Source organism: Pantoea dispersa, from assembly GCF_035783935.1.
In the GTDB taxonomy this organism is placed as follows: Bacteria; Pseudomonadota; Gammaproteobacteria; order Enterobacterales; family Enterobacteriaceae; genus Pantoea; species Pantoea dispersa_C.
This window is the reverse complement of record NZ_JALKOV010000013.1, coordinates 34,804-55,194: the sequence shown is the minus strand read 5'-3', so window position 1 is coordinate 55,194 and position 20,391 is coordinate 34,804. Positions and strand designations below refer to the sequence as shown.

Annotated in this window: 14 protein-coding genes; 13 read left to right on the top strand and 1 reads right to left on the bottom strand. The window is 60.7% G+C overall.

Annotated features, from left to right (window positions below; genetic code table 11):
- Positions 1-33: 33 nt before the first annotated feature.
- Together pepB and sseB are read left to right on the top strand one after the other, a co-directional pair.
- Complete coding sequence (pepB, locus tag MXF20_RS20760; protein WP_325971212.1) at positions 34-1,320, top strand: aminopeptidase PepB; 1,287 nt, start codon at positions 34-36, stop codon at positions 1,318-1,320.
- A gap of 53 nt (positions 1,321-1,373) precedes the next feature.
- Positions 1,374-2,141, top strand: a complete 768-nt coding sequence (gene sseB, locus MXF20_RS20755) for an enhanced serine sensitivity protein SseB (RefSeq protein WP_132464720.1) — start codon at positions 1,374-1,376, stop codon at positions 2,139-2,141.
- 192 nt (positions 2,142-2,333) lie between these two features.
- Here the strand turns inward: sseB and sseA are convergent, their stop codons facing one another.
- On the bottom strand, positions 2,334-3,173 hold the full coding sequence (sseA, locus tag MXF20_RS20750) for a 3-mercaptopyruvate sulfurtransferase (RefSeq protein WP_325971210.1): 840 nt from the start codon (positions 3,171-3,173) through the stop codon (positions 2,334-2,336).
- 146 nt (positions 3,174-3,319) lie between these two features.
- On the opposite strand from sseA, the gene MXF20_RS20745 reads away from it, so the two are divergent.
- The 11 genes from MXF20_RS20745 to der all read left to right on the top strand — a co-directional run bounded on the left by MXF20_RS20745 (position 3,320) and on the right by der (position 20,368).
- Positions 3,320-8,200 carry an alpha-2-macroglobulin gene (locus MXF20_RS20745; RefSeq protein ID WP_325971208.1) on the top strand — a complete coding sequence of 1,627 codons (4,881 nt, stop codon included), beginning with the start codon at positions 3,320-3,322 and terminating at the stop codon, positions 8,198-8,200.
- A 6-nt stretch (positions 8,201-8,206) separates the two neighbouring features.
- Positions 8,207-10,525 carry a peptidoglycan glycosyltransferase PbpC gene (pbpC, locus tag MXF20_RS20740; RefSeq protein ID WP_325971207.1) on the top strand — a complete coding sequence of 773 codons (2,319 nt, stop codon included), beginning with the start codon at positions 8,207-8,209 and terminating at the stop codon, positions 10,523-10,525.
- A gap of 169 nt (positions 10,526-10,694) precedes the next feature.
- Positions 10,695-11,126, top strand: a complete 432-nt coding sequence (gene ndk, locus MXF20_RS20735; protein WP_021506555.1) for a nucleoside-diphosphate kinase — start codon at positions 10,695-10,697, stop codon at positions 11,124-11,126.
- 187 nt (positions 11,127-11,313) lie between these two features.
- Complete coding sequence (locus tag MXF20_RS20730; RefSeq protein WP_325971206.1) at positions 11,314-12,483, top strand: bifunctional tRNA (adenosine(37)-C2)-methyltransferase TrmG/ribosomal RNA large subunit methyltransferase RlmN; 1,170 nt, start codon at positions 11,314-11,316, stop codon at positions 12,481-12,483.
- Between the two features lie 75 nt (positions 12,484-12,558).
- Complete coding sequence (gene pilW, locus MXF20_RS20725; RefSeq protein ID WP_325971205.1) at positions 12,559-13,293, top strand: type IV pilus biogenesis/stability protein PilW; 735 nt, start codon at positions 12,559-12,561, stop codon at positions 13,291-13,293.
- Positions 13,283-14,302, top strand: a complete 1,020-nt coding sequence (gene rodZ, locus MXF20_RS20720) for a cytoskeleton protein RodZ (RefSeq protein ID WP_325971204.1) — start codon at positions 13,283-13,285, stop codon at positions 14,300-14,302. Before pilW ends, rodZ begins: the two co-directional genes overlap by 11 nt.
- 38 nt (positions 14,303-14,340) lie before the next feature.
- Complete coding sequence (gene ispG, locus MXF20_RS20715; protein ID WP_021506559.1) at positions 14,341-15,462, top strand: flavodoxin-dependent (E)-4-hydroxy-3-methylbut-2-enyl-diphosphate synthase; 1,122 nt, start codon at positions 14,341-14,343, stop codon at positions 15,460-15,462.
- A gap of 106 nt (positions 15,463-15,568) precedes the next feature.
- Complete coding sequence (gene hisS, locus MXF20_RS20710; RefSeq protein ID WP_058770848.1) at positions 15,569-16,843, top strand: histidine--tRNA ligase; 1,275 nt, start codon at positions 15,569-15,571, stop codon at positions 16,841-16,843.
- A gap of 39 nt (positions 16,844-16,882) precedes the next feature.
- Entirely contained in the window at positions 16,883-17,500 is a 618-nt protein-coding gene (locus tag MXF20_RS20705; RefSeq protein WP_325971203.1) for a YfgM family protein, read from the top strand.
- A gap of 19 nt (positions 17,501-17,519) precedes the next feature.
- Complete coding sequence (gene bamB / locus MXF20_RS20700) at positions 17,520-18,701, top strand: outer membrane protein assembly factor BamB (protein WP_325971201.1); 1,182 nt, start codon at positions 17,520-17,522, stop codon at positions 18,699-18,701.
- Between the two features lie 176 nt (positions 18,702-18,877).
- Positions 18,878-20,368, top strand: a complete 1,491-nt coding sequence (gene der, locus MXF20_RS20695; RefSeq protein WP_325971199.1) for a ribosome biogenesis GTPase Der — start codon at positions 18,878-18,880, stop codon at positions 20,366-20,368.
- Positions 20,369-20,391 lie beyond the last annotated feature (23 nt).

The following is a 20,391-nucleotide window of genomic DNA, read 5'->3' as shown; positions in this document are numbered from 1 at the left end:
CGCAGGGATAACAAACGCAAACGGAGCCACGCGATGACAACACAACCCATGACGATTACGCTCAGCTCCCAGGCCGCCGACGCGCGCTGGGGCGAGAAAGCCTTGCTGAGCAGCAATGAAAGTGGCATGACCATTCACCTGACCGGTGCCGATGCGCTGATGAGCATTCAACGTGCCGGACGCAAGCTGGACGGCCAGGGCATCCGCCACGTCGCACTGAGCGGCGACGACTGGGATCTGGAGAAATGCTGGGCGTTCTGGCAGGGTTTCCGCAGCCCGAAAGGTCAGCGTCAGGTCGAATGGCCGGCGCTGAGTGAGGCCGACCAGACCGAATTTGATCGTCGCCTGAAGATCGTTGACTGGGTGCGCGACACCATCAACCTGCCCGCGGAAGATCTGAGCCCGGAGCAGCTGGCGCACAGCGCCATCGATCTGATCAGCGAAGTAGGCGGTGACGCGGTGAGCTATCGCATCATCAAAGGTGAGGATCTGCGTGAGCAGGGCTATGCCGGAATTCACACCGTAGGCCGCGGCTCGACGCGTCCGCCAGTGCTGCTGACGCTGGACTTTAATCCCGGCGGCGACGACAGCACGCCGGTGTACGCTTGCCTGGTGGGCAAAGGCATCACCTTTGATACCGGTGGCTACAGCCTGAAGCAGAGCGCGTTCATGGATTCGATGAAATCCGACATGGGCGGCGCAGCAACGTTGACTGGTGCGCTGGCGCTGGCGATTGCGCGCGGCCTGAATAAGCGCGTGAAGCTGTTCCTGTGCTGCGCCGATAACATGGTGAGCGGCAACGCGTTCCGCCTCGGCGACATCATCCGCTATCGCAACGGGAAATCGGTGGAAGTGATGAACACCGACGCCGAAGGGCGTCTGGTGCTGGCCGATGGGCTGATCGACGCCAGCGAACAGCGTCCGCAGCTGCTGATCGACGCGGCGACACTGACCGGTGCGGCGAAAACCGCGCTGGGCAACGATTACCATGCGCTGTTTACCTTTGACGACGTGCTGGCGGAATCGCTGCTGGGCAGCGCTACCGGTGAGAACGAAGCTTTCTGGCGTCTGCCGCTGGCCGAATTCCACCGCAACCATCTGCCGTCCAACTTTGCCGATCTGAATAACATCGCCAGCGCGGCACATGCAGCGGGCGCCAGCAGCGCGGCGGCGTTCCTCTCATGGTTTGTCAGCAACTATCAGCAGGGCTGGCTGCACATTGACTGCTCCGCGACCTATCGCAAAAGCGCGGTCGATCAGTGGTCCGCCGGTGCGACAGGCCTCGGCGTGCGTACCCTTGCCAATCTGTTACTGAAATAATCCCGACGACGGCAGGCCGCAACCTGCCGTCTTTTTTTGGAAGCCTATCCCTTATGAGTAACCGTCTTGAAGAGGTGCTGAAGCTGGCGGCCACCGAGCCTGCGCACCGTCCGGAATTTTTTCAGCTCCTGCTGGAGGCCGATGTCTGGGTGCCGGGCGAAAGTCCCGCTGAGCAGTTTGATGCCACCTCGCCGGTAGAATTACAGCACTGGGAAAAAGAGGGCGGCGGCAGCGTGATCCCTTTCTTTACCTCAGAAGCAGCGATGAGCGAAGCCATCCAGGGTGAGCAGCCGTACCTGCGTTTACCGACGCGCACGCTGTTTGAAATGACGCTGGGTGAAGCGCTGTTCCTCAACCCGAAATTGCCGGCCGGCAAAGAGTTTTCACCCGGCGAGATCGCGCATCTGCTGGGCGAAGAGGGCAGTGCGCTGAGCCAGCAAACGGTGCTGGAGGGCGGTCACGCGCTGCTGCTGTCCGAAGTGGCCGAACCGCCGGCGCAGATGATCGATTCGCTGACCCAGCTGTTTGCGAAATACAAACAGGTGCGCCGCGCCTACGTTGCCAGCATCCGTGAGCGTGCCGATGAACAGGCGAATCTGCTGATTGGAATTGAAGCCGACAGCGACATTGACGCGATTATTCAGGCGGCCGGCAGCGTGGCGACCGATACGCTGCCCGATGACGCGCCGATTGATATCTGTGAAGTGGTCAGCAACGAGCAGGGTGTCAGCCATTTCTTCACCGCGCACATCACGCCGTTTTATGAGCGCCGCTGGGGCAGTTTCCTGCGCGATTTCAAAGGCAGCCAGCGCATTATTTAACGCCGGTGCGCATCAGTGCGCCGGTAAATCGCACCGATATCTTCCTGGTGCGCATGAATGCGTCATAAAAATTGCACCGGTTTCACCCAGGTGCGCATAAATGCGCACCCTACGTGTAGGGTCGCCGTTTACGGCGACCGGATAAATGTGCACAACATCCGACAACGCGCACCTTACGGCGACCGGATACACTTATTTCTCGATCGGTAAATCGTCGCGGCTGCCCCATTCTCCCCACGAACCGTCGTACAGCGTCACGTCACGCACGCCGAGCGCGGTCAGCGCCAGAATCACCACCACCGCCGTCACACCGGAGCCACAGCTGGCGACAATCGGCTGATCCAGCTTAATCCCTGCCTTTGCAAACAGATCGCGCAGCTCGGCGGCCGGTTTCAGCTCGCCATTAGCCACCAGATCGTTCCACGGCATATTCAGGCTGTGTGGGATATGACCGCGCAGCAGGCCGGGACGCGGCTCATCCACTTCGGCATTGAAACGGTTGGCCGCGCGCGCATCGACAATCTGCGCACCGCCTTCGTGGCTGATCAGCAGCACATCGGTCAGGCGCTTCACCTGGCTGCTGTCGTACTGCGCGTCGAACTCGCCCTCAGGCAAATCCACCGGACCGGTAGCCAGGCTGAAGCCAGCGGCTTTCCAGCCCTGCAGGCCGCCCGCCAGAATCGACACCTGTTCACAGCCAAAGGCACGCAGCATCCACCAGGCGCGCGGCGCGGAGAACAGATTGCCTTCGTCGTACACCACCAGATGCTTATCCTGGCTGATGCCCAGCTCGCGCATCGCCACGGCAAAGGTCTCTGCGCGCGGCATCATGTGCGGATACGGGCTGGTGTGATCGGACAGCGCTTCGATGTTGAAAAAAGGCGCCTCCGGCAGATGCCCGGCCAGATACTCCGCCGTGATATCGCGCACCGCGTCCTGACCTGGCGGCAGCATGCGGGCATCCAGCACCTGCAAACGCGCTTCGTGGTAATGTTCATTCAACCAATCAGCGGACACAAACATGGCTGTCATAGCAACCTCTTCTCCATCAGCGGCAAAGACTCAGTGTCCGGGAATGTGAAGGCTATCTCAAGGGTAACATTGCTAAAGTTGGCGGCTTGATGTGAAATTGCGCAGCACAACACGTTTAACCTTTTGGGGCTGGTGAGGGAATTACCATGGCAAGATGTGTAAAACGACTGCTGTTCAGCGTGCTGATCGGCGGCGCATTACTGGGCGGTGCGCAGCCGTCGCTGCAGGCGGCTGATACGCCTGCGCCGCAGGCCGCGACAAGCGCTCTCGCGGTGATCGACCTGTCCGAACTGCAGCTGGACGGCGCGGCGGCGCTGGTACTGACCTTTAACCGCGCGCTCGACGGTCAGCAGGATTTCAATCGCTGGATCAGCCTCACCGACGACAGCAGCGGCAAGGTCGACGGGGGCTGGGAGCTGGCGCAGAACGGCAAAGTGCTGCGCTTCCGCCATCCACAGCCGGCGCGCAAGTTTACCGTTACCGTCAATGCCGGCCTGAAGGCCGCCGATGGCAGTGTCTTAGCCAGCCCCTTCAGCCAGACGCTCACCACGCGCGACATCCAGCCGATGGTCGGTTTTGCCAGCCGTGGCTCGCTGCTGCCGCTGCGCCTGGCGCAGGGACTGCCGGTGCTGGCGCTCAACGTTAACCAGATCGATGTTGATTTCTTCCGGGTGAAAAATGCCACGCTGGCGGATTTTCTCGCCCAGTGGAATTACGGCAACAATTTGTCGTACTGGGAATCGCGCGATCTGCTGAAAAACGCCGATCTGGTTTACAGCGGCCGCTTCGATCTCAACCCGGCACGTAATACGCGGGAAAAAATGCAGCTGCCGCTCGGCGACGTCGCGGCGCTGAAGCAGCCGGGCGTCTACCTGGCGGTGATGAAACAGGCCGGCACCTACAATTACACGCAGCCGGCCACGCTGTTTACCCTGAGCGACATTGGGCTGTCGCTGCACCGTTTTCCCACCCAGCTGGAACTGTTTACACAAAGCCTCGCCAGTGGCGATCCGCTGGCGGATGTCAGCGTGCAGCTACTGGATGAGAAAGGCCAGCAGCTGGCGAGCGGCAGCAGCGACAGCGAGGGTCATCTGCGTTTAGCGGCTAACGCCAAAGGCAAGCTGCTGCTGGCGACCAGTAAAGGCCAGACTTCGCTCATCGACCTTAATCGCCCGGCGCTGGATCTGGCCGAATTCCCGATTGATGGTCCGCAAGGCTACGACAAACAGTTCTTCATTTTTGGCCCGCGCGATCTCTATCGTCCTGGCGAAACGGTCATCGTTAATGCGCTGCTGCGCGATGCCGATGGCAAACCACTGCCGCCGCAGCCGGTGAAAGCTGAAGTGGTGCAGCCGAATGGTGAAGTGGCACAAACCTTCGTCTGGCAACCAGAGCACGGCGTTTATCAACAACGTTTTGCCTTACCGGCCTCGGCGATGACCGGTAAATGGACGCTGCGTATTAACAGCGGCGACAACCAGCCGCGCAGCTGGCCGTTCAATGTAGAAGATTTCCTGCCAGAACGGATGGCGCTGTCACTTAAAAGCAACACTCAGCCCCTGTCGCCAGATGCCGACGTCACCTTTGCTGTCGAAGGTCGCTATTTGTATGGCGCGCCAGCGGCAGGCAACGAGCTGCAAGGTCAGCTGTTCCTGCGCCCGGCGCGTGAAGCGGTCGCTGCGTTGCCAGGTTATCAGTTTGGCGACATCACTGAGGAACTGAAACGTAGCCTTGATGATGTGGATGAAAAGCTGGACGACAGCGGCAGGCTGCAGCTCAGGGTCGAAAGCAGCTGGGCGGAGAGCCACTCTCCGCTCAACCTGATTTTGCAGGCCAGCCTGCTGGAGACCGGCGGTCGTCCGGTAACGCGCCGCGCCACGCAAGCGATCTGGCCTGCGGTCGCGCTGCCGGGCATTCGTCCGTTGTTTAACAGCGAGTCGGTGTACGACTATCGCACCGATCGTTATAACGATGAGCCAACCGTGCCGGAAAACAGCCTCGCCGAATTTGACGTGGTGTACGCCAATGCGCAGGGCGACAAGCTGGCGGCGCAGGATCTCGAGGTGCGTTTGATCCACGAACGTCGCGACTACTTCTGGAGCTTCTCCGACAGCGAAGGCTGGCAGTCACGTTACGATGAAAAAGATCTGCAGGAAGAGCAGCAGCGCATCAGCATTGCGGCGGGCGGCAGCCAGAAAGTCAGCTTCCCGGTGGAGTGGGGCACCTATCGTCTGGAAGTGCATGCCGGTGACAACATCGTCAGCAGCGTGCGTTTCCAGGCAGGTTACTGGTGGCAGGATAACACCAACGGCACCGGCGCGCTGCGGCCGGATCAGGTCAAACTGAAGATCGACAAAGCCGCCTATCAACCCGGCGACACCGCGCGTGTCACGGTGGAATCCCCGGCGGCCGGCAAAGGCTATTTGCTGGTGGAATCGAGCAGCGGCACCTTGTGGTGGCAACCGCTGGATGTGCCAGCGGGCGGCGCTACCATTAATGTGCCAGTCAGTGCGGAGTGGAAACGTCACGATCTGTATCTCAGCGCGATTGTGGTGCGCGACGGCGACAAAGCGAACGGCAGCACGCCGAAACGCGCGGTCGGCTTGTTGCATCTGCCGATGGCGACCGCCGCGCGCCGCCTCACGCTGGCGCTTGATGCACCGGATAAGATTCGGCCGGAACAAACCGTGCAAGTGAAGGTGAAAGCCCGCCGCGAGGGCGGTGCGCTGCCGCAGCAGGTGCAGGTGTTGCTGTCGGCGGTGGACAGCGGTGTGCTGAGCATTACCGACTATGCCACCCCCGATCCGTGGAACTGGTTCTTTGGCCCCAAGCGCTACAACGCCGATCAGTATGACGTGTTCGGACAGTTAATTGAGGGCGGCGGCAAACTGGCGGCGCTGCGTTTTGGCGGTGACGGGGACGATGCCGATGCGCTATCGCGCGGCGGTAAAAAGCCGGTCACCGAGGCGCAGATTGTGGCGCAGCAACTGCAGCCGGTAACGCTGGATGCCAGCGGCGAGGGCACGCTGGAACTGCCGGTACCGGCCTTCAACGGCGAGCTACGGCTGATGGCGCAGGTGTGGAGCGAAGACAGTTTCGGCGCGGCCGACCGCAAGCTGGTGGTCGCCGCACCGCTGGTGAGCGAACTGGCGACGCCGCGCTTTCTGGCCAGCGGCGATCAATCAACACTGGCGCTGGATTTGACCAACCTGACCGATCAACCACAAACGTTGAACGTCGCGGTTAACGCCAGCGGCTTGATTGCACTCAACGGCCAAATCCCGGCCAGGGTGCAGCTGGCGAAAGGAGCGCGGACCACGCTGTCTATCCCGGTCAAAGCGCAGGACGGTTTTGGTGAGGGCGACGTGCAGGTAACCGTTTCGGGACTGAGCCTGCCGAACGAGACGCTGGCACCGAGCGTGCGCCGCTGGAAGATTGGCGTGCGTCCGGCTTATCCGGCGCAAACCCTGAGTTTCGATAATGTGATGAATAGCGGGCAGCGCTGGCAGGTGATGGCGAGCGCTTTCAACGGCCTGCAGGCTGGCACGCTGAGTGGCCAGCTGTCGCTGAGTTCTCAGCCGCCGCTAAATATCGCCAGCTACATCAGCCAGCTTTACGCTTATCCCTATGGCTGTCTGGAGCAGACCGCCAGCGGCATCTGGCCTTCACTCTTCACCAGTCACGCGCAGCTCAGCGCGATGGGCATCAAAACCAGCAGCGATGCGGCGCGGCGCGCGGCAATAGACACCGGCATTGCGCGCCTCGCCGGCATGCAGCGCGGCAACGGCAGCTTTGGTCTGTGGAGCAAAGAGAGCAGTGAGGAGTTCTGGCTCACCGCTTACGTTACCGACTTCCTGCTGCGCGCCAGCGAAGCGGGCTACAGCGTGCCGGAGGGCGTGATCAATCGCGCCGACCAGCGCCTGCTGCGTTATTTGCAGGACCCGGCACAAATCGAAACCAGCTGGAGCAGCGATGCCGATGCGCTGCGCTTTAGCGTGCAGGCCTATGCGGGGCTGGTGCTGGCGCGTCAGCAGCAGGCACCGCTCGGCGCGCTGCGGGCGCTGTATGACCAACGCGCCGAGGCGAAGTCCGGACTGGCGCTGGTGCAGCTTGGCGTGGCGCTGCAGCAGATGGGCGATACGCAGCGCGCGCAACTGGCGCTGATGCAGGGCATCGCGCTGCAACGCCAGCCTGACATGTGGCTGGGCGATTACGGCAGTCCGCTGCGTGATCGCGCGCTGACGCTGGCGCTGCTGACGGAAAATCAGCTGCTGCCGGCGCAGCAGGGGCCATTGCTGATTGAACTGGCGCAAACGCTGCACGGGCAGCGCTGGTTCTCCACCCAGGAGAACAATGCGCTGTTCCTTGCCGCGCGGACGCTGCAGCAGCATCAGGGTGAAGCCTGGCAGGCTACGCTGCAGGACCAGCCGCTGCGCAGCGATCGGCCGCTGAGTATCGGGCTGAGCGCCCGGCAGTTGCAGCAGGGGCTGACGGTGACCAGCGACACGCCGTCGCCGCTGTACGGCACGCTCAATGTGGTTGGCTATCCGCGCACCGCACCGTCGCCGGTCAGCAACGTGCTGAGCATCAGTCGCGAATACTTTACGCTCGATGGCAAACCGGCCGATCTCAATAACCTTAAGAGCGGTGAGCTGCTGGTGGTCCGGCTGAAGGTGGGCGCCAGTCAGCGCGTCAGCGATGCGCTGGTGGTGGATCTGCTGCCAGCCGGGCTGGAACTGGAGAATCAGAACCTGAGCGACAGCAGCGCCAGCCTGGGCGACAGTGCCGATGCGCTGAAAGAGAGCATGATGGACATGCAGCAGGCCAACATCAAACATCTTGAGTTCCGCGACGACCGCTTTGTCGCCGCGCTGGCGCTCGATGGCTACACGCCCGGCACGCTGCTGTATCTGGCGCGCGCGGTGACGCCGGGCAATTATCGCCTGCCGCCACCGCAGGTGGAGTCGATGTATGTGCCCGCGTGGCGCGCCATCGGCACCACGCCGGAAAAACTTCATGTGCGTTAAGCGCCCGTGACGCAGCGCCACCGACGCCTGTGCGGGCTGGCGCTGCTGTTACTGCTGCTGGTGGGCGCAGTATGGCTGCTGGACCGGCTCGATCCGCTGCCGCTGCGCCAGTTACAGCCCGCGCGGGTGGTGGTAGCGGAAGACGGCACGCCGCTGTGGCGCTTTGCCGATCGACAGGGCGTTTGGCGCTATCCGGTGACGCTGGACGAGGTGTCACCGGCCTATATCGAGGCGCTGCTGACCTACGAAGACCGCTGGTTCTGGCACCATCCCGGCATTAACCCGCTGGCGATAGTGCGCGCCTTCGGGCAAAACCTGTTGCAGCACGGCATTGTCTCCGGCGGCAGCACGCTGACCATGCAGGTGGCGCGGCTGATTGATCCGCAGCCGCGTACCCTGCGTGGCAAAGTGGTGCAGGCGTGGCGTGCGCTGCAGCTGGAGTGGCATCTGTCGAAGCGCGAGATCCTCACGCTGTATCTCAACCGCGCCCCGTTTGGCGGCACGGTTGAGGGCGTCGGCGCCGCCAGCTGGATGTGGCTGGGGAAACCGGCGTCGCAGCTTACCCGCGGCGAGGCGGCGCTGCTGGCAGTGCTGCCGCAGGCACCCAGCCGGTTGCGCCCGGACCGCTGGCCGCAACGCGCTGAAGTCGCCCGCAATAAAGTGCTGGATCGCCTGGCGCAGTATCAGGTGTGGCCAGCGCAGACCGTCGCCGAAATCAAACAGGAGCCGGTGTGGCTGCCGCCGCGCCAGCTGCCGCAGCTGGCACCGCTGCTGGCGCGCCGGCTGCTGTCGCAGTCGCCCGACAGCAAAATTACCTCCACGCTGGACGTGTCGCTACAGCGCGAACTGGAGAACCTCGCCGCGTCGCTGCAAACCCGACTGCCGCCGCGTACCTCCCTGGCACTGCTGGTGGTCGACCATAGCAACATGAAGGTGCGCGGCTACGTTGGCTCGGTGTCTTTTAATGACGACAGCCGCTTCGGCCATGTGGACATGATTGCCAGCGTGCGTTCGCCGGGTTCGCTGCTCAAGCCGTTTGTCTACGGCATGGCGCTGGATGATGGCCTGATTCATGGCGAATCGCTGCTGCAGGATGTGCCGCGGCGCTTTGGCGATTATCGTCCCGGTAATTTCGATAGCGGCTTTCACGGCCCGGTCAGCGCCAGCGAAGCGCTGCAGCGCTCACTCAACCTGCCGGCGGTGCAGCTGCTGGAGGCGCTTGGAGCGAAAAACGTCGCCGCGCGGCTGCGCAACGTCGGCCTGAATCTGCGCTTTCCGGCGGGCGGCGAACCGAATCTGTCGCTGGTGCTGGGCGGCACCGGCGCGCGGCTCGACGACATTGTCGCCGCCTACAGCGCCTTTGCCCGCCACGGTAATGCTGCGCAGCTGCGCTGGCTGCCGCAGCAGCCGCTGCTGCAGCGCCCGTTACTGTCGCCCGGCGCGGCATGGATTGTACGCCGCATCCTCGCCGGTGAGGCGCAGCCTGCCGCCAGCGGGGCGGTCGCCGATATCGTGCCGCTGGCGTGGAAAACCGGTACCAGCTACGGCTATCGCGACGCCTGGAGCGTCGGTATTACGCCGCGTTATCTGATTGGCGTCTGGGTGGGCCGGCCGGATGCCACGCCGGTTGCCGGCCAGTTCGGTTATGCGTCGGCGGTGCCGGTGATGCAGCAGGTTAATCACCTGCTGGCGGGCCACCTGCCGGCGCGCGGCGTGCCCGGCGATGCGCGCCCGGCGACGGTCAGCGCCGTCAGCATCTGCTGGCCCGGCGGCCAGCCGTTGCCCGCCGGCGACGAGAACTGCCGGCAGCGGCGTTACAGCTGGGTGCTGAATCAGACCGTGCCGCCAACGCTGCTGGCGCCGGGGCAGGAGGGCGTTAATGGCTTACGCCAGCGCTTCTGGCAAAACAGCCAGGGGCGGCGCGTGGCGGCGGATTGTCCGGATGCGCAAAGCCGGGAACGCGTGATGTGGCCGCTGCCGCTGGAGCCGTGGCTGCCGCCGGGCGAACGGCGGGCGCAGCGCCTGCCGCCGGTGGATGCGACCTGCCCGCCGCTGAATCAGGGGGACAGCGCGCCGCTGCTGGTGACCGGCGTGATCAATGGCCAGCGCGTGCAGCCGCTGCCCGGTAAGGAAGTATTGCTGCTGCCGGTGGCGGTGCAGGGCGGACAGGGGGTGCAGCGCTGGTGGTTTTTAAACGGGCAGCCGGTGGAGCCGGCGGCAGGAAAAAGCAGCGCCTCGCTGGTGCTGCGCGAGCCCGGTCGTTATCAACTGGTGGTGATGGATGAGGCCGGGCAGCTGGCTTCCGTGTCCTTCACGCGCGGCTAAACGCAGCGCTATGGCATATTTTTTGCGTGTCTGCCCCGACAGAAATCAATTATTTTCAATAATTCCTCCCTTCACTCATAGGCAAGGCGCGACGATCTCCCTATAATCGGCGCGTTTTCTTACCGGGAGCGGGTTCCCGGTTTCTTCAGGATGCTAATCAGAGGTAATCATGGCAATCGAACGCACTTTCTCCATCATCAAACCAAACGCCGTCGCTAAGAACGTGATTGGTGCTATCTACAACCGTTTCGAAAGCGCTGGCTTCAAAATCGTTGGTGCGAAAATGCTGCACCTGACCAAAGAGCAGGCTGAAGGCTTCTATGCGGAGCACAAAGGCCGTCCATTCTTTGATGGTCTGGTTGAGTTCATGACTTCTGGCCCGGTAGTGGTATCTGTTCTGGAAGGCGAAAACGCTATCCAGCGTCACCGCGATCTGATGGGTGCAACTAACCCGGACAACGCGCTGGCCGGTACGCTGCGTGCTGACTACGCTGACAGCTTCACCGAAAACGCCACCCACGGTTCTGACTCTGCAGAATCTGCGGCACGCGAAATCGCTTACTTCTTCGCAGAAAACGAAGTCTGCCCACGTACCCGCTAAGTGCGCGGTAGCGGATGCGGACAGGCGTCTTTACACCTTGTAACCGGTGGCTGAGACGTTCCCCTGGCATCACGCAGCAGATGTAGTACAATTATGCGCCCTTGTTGAGCCTCGCTCAGCGAGGGCGCTGTTTTTTTCCTATTCTTAACCAGAGCCGTAACGTGTAACAACGAGGCCAGAGAACATTATGTCCGAACAGATTGTGACGCCGTCGTCCGCTTCCCCCGTGGTTGTTTCCCCAAAAAACGAAAAAATTAACCTGCTGGATCTTAACCGTCAGCAGATGCGCGAATTCTTTGTCGATATGGGCGAAAAACCGTTCCGTGCCGATCAGGTCATGAAGTGGATGTACCACTACTGCTGCGATGATTTCGAGCAGATGACTGACATCAACAAAGTGCTGCGCGGCAAGCTGATGCAGCGCGCTGAAATTCGTGCGCCGGAAGTGGCGGAAGAGATGCGCTCCAGCGATGGCACCATTAAGTGGGCGATTCGCGTCGGCGATCAGCTGGTGGAAACCGTGTATATCCCGGAAGCCGACCGCGCCACGCTGTGCGTCTCCTCGCAGGTAGGTTGTGCGCTGGAGTGTAAATTCTGTTCGACCGCGCAGCAGGGCTTTAACCGCAACCTGCGCGTGTCTGAAATTATTGGTCAGGTGTGGCGTGCGGCGAAAATTATCGGTGCCGCCAAAGTGACCGGCCAGCGTCCGATCACCAACGTGGTGATGATGGGCATGGGCGAGCCGCTGCTTAACCTCACCAACGTGGTGCCGGCGATGGAGATCATGCTGGATGACTTCGGTTTTGGTCTCTCCAAACGTCGCGTGACGCTGTCGACCTCGGGCGTGGTGCCGGCGCTGGACAAGCTCGGCGATATGATCGACGTGGCGCTGGCGATTTCGCTGCACGCACCGAATGACACCATTCGTGACGACATCGTGCCAATCAACAAAAAGTACAACATCGAGTCCTTCCTCGCGGCGGTGAAGCGCTACATTGGCAAATCCAACGCCAATCAGGGCCGCGTGACGATTGAGTACGTGATGCTGGATCACGTCAACGACAGCACCGAGCATGCGCACGAACTGGCGGCGCTGCTGAAAGAGACGCCGTGCAAGATCAACCTGATTCCGTGGAACCCGTTCCCGGGCGCGCCGTATGGCCGCAGCTCGAACAGCCGTATTGACCGCTTCTCCAAAGTGCTGATGGAGTACGGTTTCACCACCATCGTGCGTAAAACGCGCGGCGACGACATTGATGCTGCCTGCGGCCAGCTGGCGGGCGATGTGATTGACCGCACCAAGCGTACGCTGCGTAAAAAAATGGCCGGTGAAGCCATCTCTGTGAAGGCGCTCTGAAAGATCGCGCCCGCTGCTACGCATCGGGCGTCAGGCATGGCAGTCTCTGCGCTGAACTGACAGGGAGAGACTGAAATGCGTAAAGGATTACCCGCCGCGCTGCTGGCCGGCTTTGTTGTAACCGGGTGTGTCGAAGCACCGTCGCGGCACGGCGCGGCTGATATCCGGCTGCAGTTGGGATTGCACTATCTGGCGGTGAAGGATTATGCCGCGGCGCAGCGCAATTTGCTGCGTGCGCAGCAGGCCGCGCCGCGTGATTACCGGGTGCCGCTGGCGCTTGCGCGTGTCGCGCAGGCACAGCAGAATAGCGCGCAGACGCGCCGTTACTACCAGCACGCGCAGCAGTTAGCGCCGCTGAATGGTTATGTGGCTAACAATTACGGTGCGTTTCTCTGCGGTTTGAGGCAGTATGACGAAGCGCATCAACAGTTTAAGCTGGCAACAGACGCGCAGCAGAGCGACGCCGCGCAGGATGCCCTGCTGTTTTCGGGCTATTGTTACCTGCAGGCGGGAGAGGTTCGCGCCGCGCGCCAGCAGTTTGATCTCGTGCTGAATGCCGCACCGGAGCAGGGCAGTTCGCTGCTAACGGAAGTGGAAAGACGGCTTGAACAGCAGCAGTGGGCCTCCGTACCGCTGCTTTTAGAAGTTTACCATCAGCATTTGCCGGCAACGGCGGAGAGTCTGGGGTTACAGATACGTTTCGCCGCGCAACAGGGAAACGCTGCTGACGTTACACGTTATGGCGACCGGTTGGCGCGAAGTTTTCCACAATCGATACAGTACCAGCGTTATTTAGCTAATGAATACTGAAGCCACTCAAGAGAATTCTGCAGTACATTCCACAGGTGAACGCCTGCGTCTGGCCCGTGAGCAGATGGGGCTGACCCAGCAAAACGTCGCTGAACGCCTGTGCCTGAAACTTTCTACCGTGCGTGACATAGAAGAGGATAAATCCCCGGCGGATTTGGCCTCGACCTTCCTGCGCGGCTACATCCGTTCTTACGCGCGTCTGGTGCATGTGCCAGAAGATGATCTGCTGCCGATGATGGCAAAGCAGGCTCCGGTGCGTGCGGCGAAAATCGAGCCGATGCAGAGCTTCTCACTGGGTAAGCGTCGTAAAAAGCGTGACGGCTGGTTGATGATCTTCACCTGGCTGGTGATCTTCGTGGTGATCGGCCTGACCGGCGCCTGGTGGTGGCAGAACCATAAAGCCTCGCAGGCGGATCTGGTGTCGATGGCTGACCAGAACGGCAGCAGCAGCGACAACAGCCAGTCGATTCCGCTGGGTGACAACAGCACGGACAGCGCCGCCGACAGCGACACCAACGCCGCGGGCACGCCGATTGATACCGGTGCCGGTGCGGCCAGCACGCCAGACAACGCTGGCAGCACTAACTCTGCGCCAGCAGCAAACAACAGCGCGGCCACCAGCAGCGACAATGCGGTGGTCTCTCCGAGCCAGGCGCCAATTGATAACGCACCGCCAGCGGCCACCTCACCGGCGCCGGCCAACAGCGTACCGGCAGGCTCAATGCCAACCGGCAGCGCTGCCGTCAGCCAGCCTGCGGGCGATCCCAACGCGGTGGTGATGAACTTCAAAGCCGACTGCTGGCTGGAAGTCACCGATGCCACCGGCAAGAAGCTGTTCAGCGGATTGCAACGTAGCGGCGGTAAACTCAGCCTGTCCGGCACCGCTCCGTATCGTCTGAAAATTGGCGCACCGGGTGCGGTTGACGTGCAATATCAGAATCAGCCCGTTGATTTAAGTCGTTTTATCCGTAATAACCAGGTTGCCCGTCTGACGCTGGGTGCGCAATAACGCGCAGCGCGCTTTCCGGGTAATTGTGGAGAGAGAATATGCATAACGAAGCACCCATTATCCGTCGCAAATCTACACGTATTTACGTCGGCAAGGTGCCGGTTGGCGATGGCGCGCCTATCGCCGTTCAGTCAATGACCAACACCCGCACCACAGACGTTGAAGCGACGGTGAATCAGATCCGTCAGCTGGAGCGCGTCGGCGTGGATATCGTGCGTGTGTCCGTGCCCACCATGGATGCGGCGGAAGCCTTCAAACTGATTAAGCAGCAGGTCAACGTGCCGCTGGTAGCGGACATTCACTTTGACTACCGCATCGCCCTGAAAGTGGCCGAGTACGGCGTCGATTGCCTGCGCATTAACCCGGGCAACATTGGTAACAACGAGCGTATTCGCCAGGTGGTGGATTGCGCCCGCGACCACAATATTCCGATCCGTATCGGCGTTAACGCCGGTTCGCTGGAAAAAGATCTGCAGGAAAAGTACGGTGAGCCGACGCCGCAGGCGCTGCTCGAATCCGCCATGCGCCATGTCGATCACCTCGATCGCCTCAACTTTGATCAGTTCAAAGTGAGCGTCAAAGCTTCCGATGTGTTCCTGGCCGTTGAATCCTACCGTCTGCTGGCAAAAGCCATCGATCAGCCGCTGCACCTTGGCATCACCGAAGCCGGTGGCGCGCGTGCGGGTGCCGTGAAGTCGGCGATTGGCCTTGGCCTGCTGCTGGCGGAAGGGATCGGCGATACGCTGCGTATTTCGCTGGCCGCCGACCCGGTCGAAGAAGTGAAAGTCGGTTACGACATCCTGAAATCACTGCGCATCCGCTCACGCGGCATCAACTTCATCGCCTGCCCGACCTGTTCGCGTCAGGAGTTTGACGTGATTGGCACGGTGAACGCACTGGAAGAGCGGCTGGAAGACATCATTACGCCGATGGACGTCTCGATCATTGGCTGCGTGGTGAACGGTCCTGGCGAAGCCACGGTGTCGACGCTCGGCGTGACCGGTGGCAACAAGAAGAGCGGTTTCTACGAAGATGGCGTACGCCAGCGCGATCGCCTCGACAACAATGACATGATCGATCAGCTGGAAGCGCGCATCCGTGCGAAAGCCACCATGCTGGACGAGAGCCGCCGCATCAACGTGCAGCAGCTGGAAAAATAAAGGACGGTGTGCGCCTGGCGCATGCAAGTTTGTGATTGAACCTGTGCGGTTTCATCCTCATAAGGTATGATGCCGGACAGGTTTTTTTGTATTAAGAGATTCTAACGTGGCGAAGAATATTCAAGCGATTCGCGGGATGAACGATTACCTGCCGGCGGATACCGCCATCTGGCAGCGTATTGAGGGCACCCTGAAGCAGGTGCTGGCCAGCTACGGCTACAGTGAAATCCGTCTGCCAATCGTCGAGCAAACTCCACTGTTCAGCCGCGCGATCGGTGAAGTCACCGACGTGGTTGAAAAAGAGATGTACACCTTTGAAGACCGCAACGGCGAGAGCCTGACGCTGCGCCCGGAAGGCACCGCAGGGTGCGTGCGCGCCGGTATTGAACACGGTCTGCTGTACAATCAGGAGCAGCGCCTGTGGTACATCGGTCCGATGTTCCGCTACGAGCGTCCGCAGAAGGGGCGCTATCGCCAGTTCCACCAGATGGGTGTGGAAGTGTTTGGCCTGCAGGGGCCGGACGTGGACGCCGAGCTGATCATGCTGACCCATCGCTGGTGGAAAGCGCTGGGGATTGCTGACCACGTTGAGCTGGAGCTGAACTCTATCGGTTCACTGGAGGCGCGCGCTAACTACCGCAGCGCACTGGTGGCTTTCCTCGAACAGCATAAAGAGGTGCTGGACGAAGACTGCAAACGCCGCATGTATACCAATCCGCTGCGCGTGCTGGACAGCAAAAATCCTGACATTCAGACGCTGCTCAACGACGCACCGACGCTGGGTGAATTCCTTGATGAGGAATCACGTGAACACTTCAGCGGCCTGTGCGCGCTGCTCGACGATGCCGGCATTAAATACCGCATCAATCAGCGCCTGGTGCGCGGTCTCGACTACTACAACCGCACCGTGTTCGAATGGGTGACCAGCAGCCTCGGCTCGCAGGGCACCGTGTGCGGTGGCGGTCGCTATGATGGTCTGGTTGAGCAACTGGGCGGCCGCGCGACGCCGGCAGTCGGTTTTGCCATGGGCCTCGAGCGTCTGGTGCTGCTGGTGCAGGCGGTGAATCCGGAATTTGAACCGACGCGCATTGTTGATGTCTATGTTATCGCTTCGGGGCAGGGCGTGCAGTCCGCCGCGATGCAACTGGCGGAAAAACTGCGTGATGCCGACCCGGCGCTGAAGCTGATGACCAACTTCGGCGGCGGTAACTTCAAGAAGCAGTTTGCCCGTGCAGACAAGTGGGGCGCACGCATTGCGCTGGTGCTGGGCGAAGACGAAGTGAAAGCGGGCCAGGTGGTGATTAAAGACCTGCGCACCGGCGATCAGCAAACGCTGGCGCAGAGCGACGCCGCCGCGACGCTGCACACGCTGCTGCAGTAAGCGCAGCACTGCAACAGGCATTTTAAGGAGAGGGATTGCGTGGAAGTTTACAGCAACGAAAACGAACAGATTGATGCGCTGCGTCGCTTCTTTGCCAACAACGGCAAAGCACTGGCGGTCGGGGTCATCGTTGGTATTGCCGCACTGGGCGGCTGGCGTTTCTGGAGCAGCCATCAGGAAGGGGCGGACAAAGCCGCGTCGGCGCAGTATCAGCAGCTGACCAGCGCCATGCAGGCGGACAAGCCGCAGACGCTGGAAGCGGTCGCCAGTTTTGCCAGCGAGAACAACAACACCTACGGTGCGCTGGCCGCGCTGGATCTGGCTAAACAGTACGTTGCCGCCAATCAGTTAGATAAAGCCATCACGCTGTTACAAAGCGGGCTGAAAGACACCAAAGATGCCAATCTGCAGGCGGTGATTAACCTGCGTCTGGCACGCATTCAACTGCAGCAAAACCAGGCCGATGCCGCGCTTACTACCCTGAACAATGTGCAGGGTGATGGCTGGACAGCCATTGTGGCGGACATTCGCGGCGAAGCCCTGCTGAGCAAAGGCGATAAGCAGGGTGCCCGTGATGCCTGGAGCAAAGGTGCGGAATCGCAGGCTTCTCCTGCGCTGAAGCAGATGCTGCAGATGAAGATGAATAATTTAAGTTAAGCCAGTCAAGAGAGCGCACATGGAATTACGTAAATACCTGCTGCCAGGGCTGATGTCAGTCACTCTGCTCAGCGGTTGCTCGCTGTTCAGCGGCGAAGAAGATGTAGTGAAAATGGCCCCGCTGCCGAAGGTTGAAAACCAGTTCACGCCGGAAACCGCGTGGAGCACCTCGGTCGGTGACGGCGTAGGTGATTTCTATTCCAATCTGCACCCCGCCTGGCAGGACGGCACCGTGTATGCCGCCGACCGCTTTGGCATCGTGAAAGCGCTCGACGCCAGCAACGGCAAAGAGAAGTGGAAAGTGAACCTCTCTGAGAAGACCGGCTTCTTCTCGAAAAACATCTCGGCACTGCTGTCTGGCGGTGTCACTGCGAACGGCGACCGCCTCTACATCGGTAGCGAGCGGGGTCAGGTATTTGCCCTGAACAGCAGTGACGGCAGCATTGCCTGGCAGAGCAAAGTGGCCGGCGAAGCGCTGTCGCGTCCGGTGGTCAGCGATGGTCTGGTACTGATTCACACCAGTAACGGTATGCTGCAGGGGCTCGATCAGAGCAGCGGCGCGGTGAAATGGAGTGTGAACCTGGACATGCCAGCGCTGTCGCTGCGCGGTGAATCCGCACCGGCGGTGGCGTTCGGCGGTGCGATTGTCGGCGGTGACAACGGTCGCGTCAGCGCGGTGATCATGAACCAGGGCCAGCTGATCTGGCAGCAGCGCATCTCTCAGCCGAGCGGCGCGACCGAAATCGATCGTCTTAACGACGTCGACACCACGCCAGTGGTCGTGAACGGCGTGGTTTATGCGCTGGCCTACAACGGTAACCTGACGGCGCTGGATCTGCGTTCTGGTCAGATTCTGTGGAAGCGTGAAATCGGCGGCGTGAAAGATCTGATTGTCGATGCTGGTCGCATCTATCTGGTCGATCAGGATGACCGCGTGATTGCGCTGAACGCCGATGGCGGCGTGGCAATCTGGCGTCAGAGCGATCTGCTGCACCGCAACCTGACCTCTCCGGTACTGTTCAACGGCTACCTGGTGGTTGGCGATAGCGAAGGCTACCTGCACTGGATCAACACCCTTGATGGCCGCTTCGTGGCGCAGCAGAAGCTGGACAGCGATGGCTTCCAGACCGAGCCGGTTGTGGCCGGTGATAAGCTGCTGATCCAGGCGAAAGGCGGTGAGGTTTACGCCATCACCCGTTAAGGCGATGGCCCGGCGGGCAGCGTTTTGCACGCATTGTTACGGCTCCTGATTCGTCAGGGGCCGTTCTGTTTTTAGTCAGGCATGATATTCTTGGCGCCTGCGGCCTGAACCTGACGGCAAATGCCGTTATAATCACGCCATTCGGGCGATTTATTTTTAAAACTGAGGCAAGTGTTATGGTACCTGTGGTCGCGCTGGTTGGGCGTCCCAATGTGGGGAAATCCACGCTGTTTAACCGCTTAACGCGCACACGTGATGCGTTAGTGGCCGATTTCCCTGGACTGACTCGCGATCGCAAATATGGTCGCGCCGAAGTGGAAGGGCGCGAATTTATTGTTATCGATACCGGCGGTATTGATGGCACCGAGGAAGGCGTGGAAAACCGTATGGCGGAGCAGTCGCTGCTGGCGATTGAAGAAGCCGATGTGGTGCTGTTTTTAGTCGATGCGCGCGCTGGCGTCATGCCGGCGGATCAGCAGATCGCCAATCATCTGCGCTCGCGCGATAAAGCGACGTTCCTCGTTGCCAACAAAACTGACGGTCTCGATCCGGAAGCGGCAGTGCTGGACTTCTACGCGCTCGGTCTGGGTGAGATTCACCCGATTGCCGCCTCGCACGGCCGTGGCGTCACCAGCCTGCTGGAAACCGCGCTGCTGCCGTGGATGGATGACATCGCGCCGCAGGAAGTCAGCGAAGAAGACGAAAACGAAGCCTACTGGGCCGCGTTAGCCGCGGAAGAGAACGGTGAAGCGCTGGAGGAAGAAGAGGAAGAAGCCTTCGATCCGACCGGCCTGCCGATCAAACTGGCGATTGTGGGGCGTCCTAACGTAGGTAAGTCAACGCTCACCAACCGTATCCTCGGTGAAGACCGTGTGGTGGTGTACGACATGCCGGGCACCACGCGCGACAGTATTTACATTCCGATGGAGCGTGATGACCGCGAGTACATCCTGATTGATACCGCGGGCGTGCGTAAGCGCGGCAAAATCACCGATACGGTGGAGAAATTCTCCGTCATCAAAACGCTGCAGGCGATTGAAGATGCCAACGTAGTGATGCTGGTGATTGACGCACGCGCCGGGATTTCCGATCAGGATCTGTCGCTGCTCGGCTTTATCCTGAACAGTGGGCGCTCACTGGTGATTGTGGTCAACAAGTGGGATGGCCTGTCGCAGGAGATTAAAGACGAAGTCAAAGAGACGCTTGACTTCCGTCTCGGCTTTATCGACTTCGCGCGCGTGCACTTTATCTCAGCTCTGCACGGCAGCGGCGTGGGCAACCTGTTTGAATCGGTGACCGAAGCCTATGACTGTTCTACCAAGCGCGTAAATACCTCGATGCTGACGCGCATCATGAACATGGCCGCTGATGACCATCAGCCGCCGCTGGTGCGTGGCCGCCGCGTGAAGCTCAAATACGCGCATGCCGGCGGTTATAACCCGCCGATTGTGGTGATTCACGGTAACCAGGTGAAGGATCTGCCGGATTCCTACAAGCGCTACCTGATGAACTACTTCCGCCGTTCGCTGAACGTGATGGGAACGCCGATTCGCATCCAGTTTAAAGAGGGCGATAACCCGTATGCGGGTAAACGCAACCTGCTGACGCCAACCCAGCAGCGTAAGCGTAAGCGTCTGATATCGCATCTGAAGAAGAACAAGCGCTAAATTTGACGAGGGCCCGGACGGGC

Bases quoted from the DNA above. Each gene is read 5' to 3' on its own strand.
- pepB (WP_325971212.1), top strand. From the start codon at position 34: ATGACAACACAACCCATGACGATTACGCTCAGCTCCCAGGCCGCCGAC.
- sseB (WP_132464720.1), top strand. From the start codon at position 1,374: ATGAGTAACCGTCTTGAAGAGGTGCTGAAGCTGGCGGCCACCGAGCCT.
- sseA (WP_325971210.1), bottom strand. From the start codon at position 3,173: ATGACAGCCATGTTTGTGTCCGCTGATTGGTTGAATGAACATTACCAC.
- MXF20_RS20745 (WP_325971208.1), top strand. From the start codon at position 3,320: ATGGCAAGATGTGTAAAACGACTGCTGTTCAGCGTGCTGATCGGCGGC.
- ndk (WP_021506555.1), top strand. From the start codon at position 10,695: ATGGCAATCGAACGCACTTTCTCCATCATCAAACCAAACGCCGTCGCT.
- MXF20_RS20730 (WP_325971206.1), top strand. From the start codon at position 11,314: ATGTCCGAACAGATTGTGACGCCGTCGTCCGCTTCCCCCGTGGTTGTT.
- pilW (WP_325971205.1), top strand. From the start codon at position 12,559: ATGCGTAAAGGATTACCCGCCGCGCTGCTGGCCGGCTTTGTTGTAACC.
- rodZ (WP_325971204.1), top strand. From the start codon at position 13,283: ATGAATACTGAAGCCACTCAAGAGAATTCTGCAGTACATTCCACAGGT.
- ispG (WP_021506559.1), top strand. From the start codon at position 14,341: ATGCATAACGAAGCACCCATTATCCGTCGCAAATCTACACGTATTTAC.
- bamB (WP_325971201.1), top strand. From the start codon at position 17,520: ATGGAATTACGTAAATACCTGCTGCCAGGGCTGATGTCAGTCACTCTG.
- der (WP_325971199.1), top strand. From the start codon at position 18,878: ATGGTACCTGTGGTCGCGCTGGTTGGGCGTCCCAATGTGGGGAAATCC.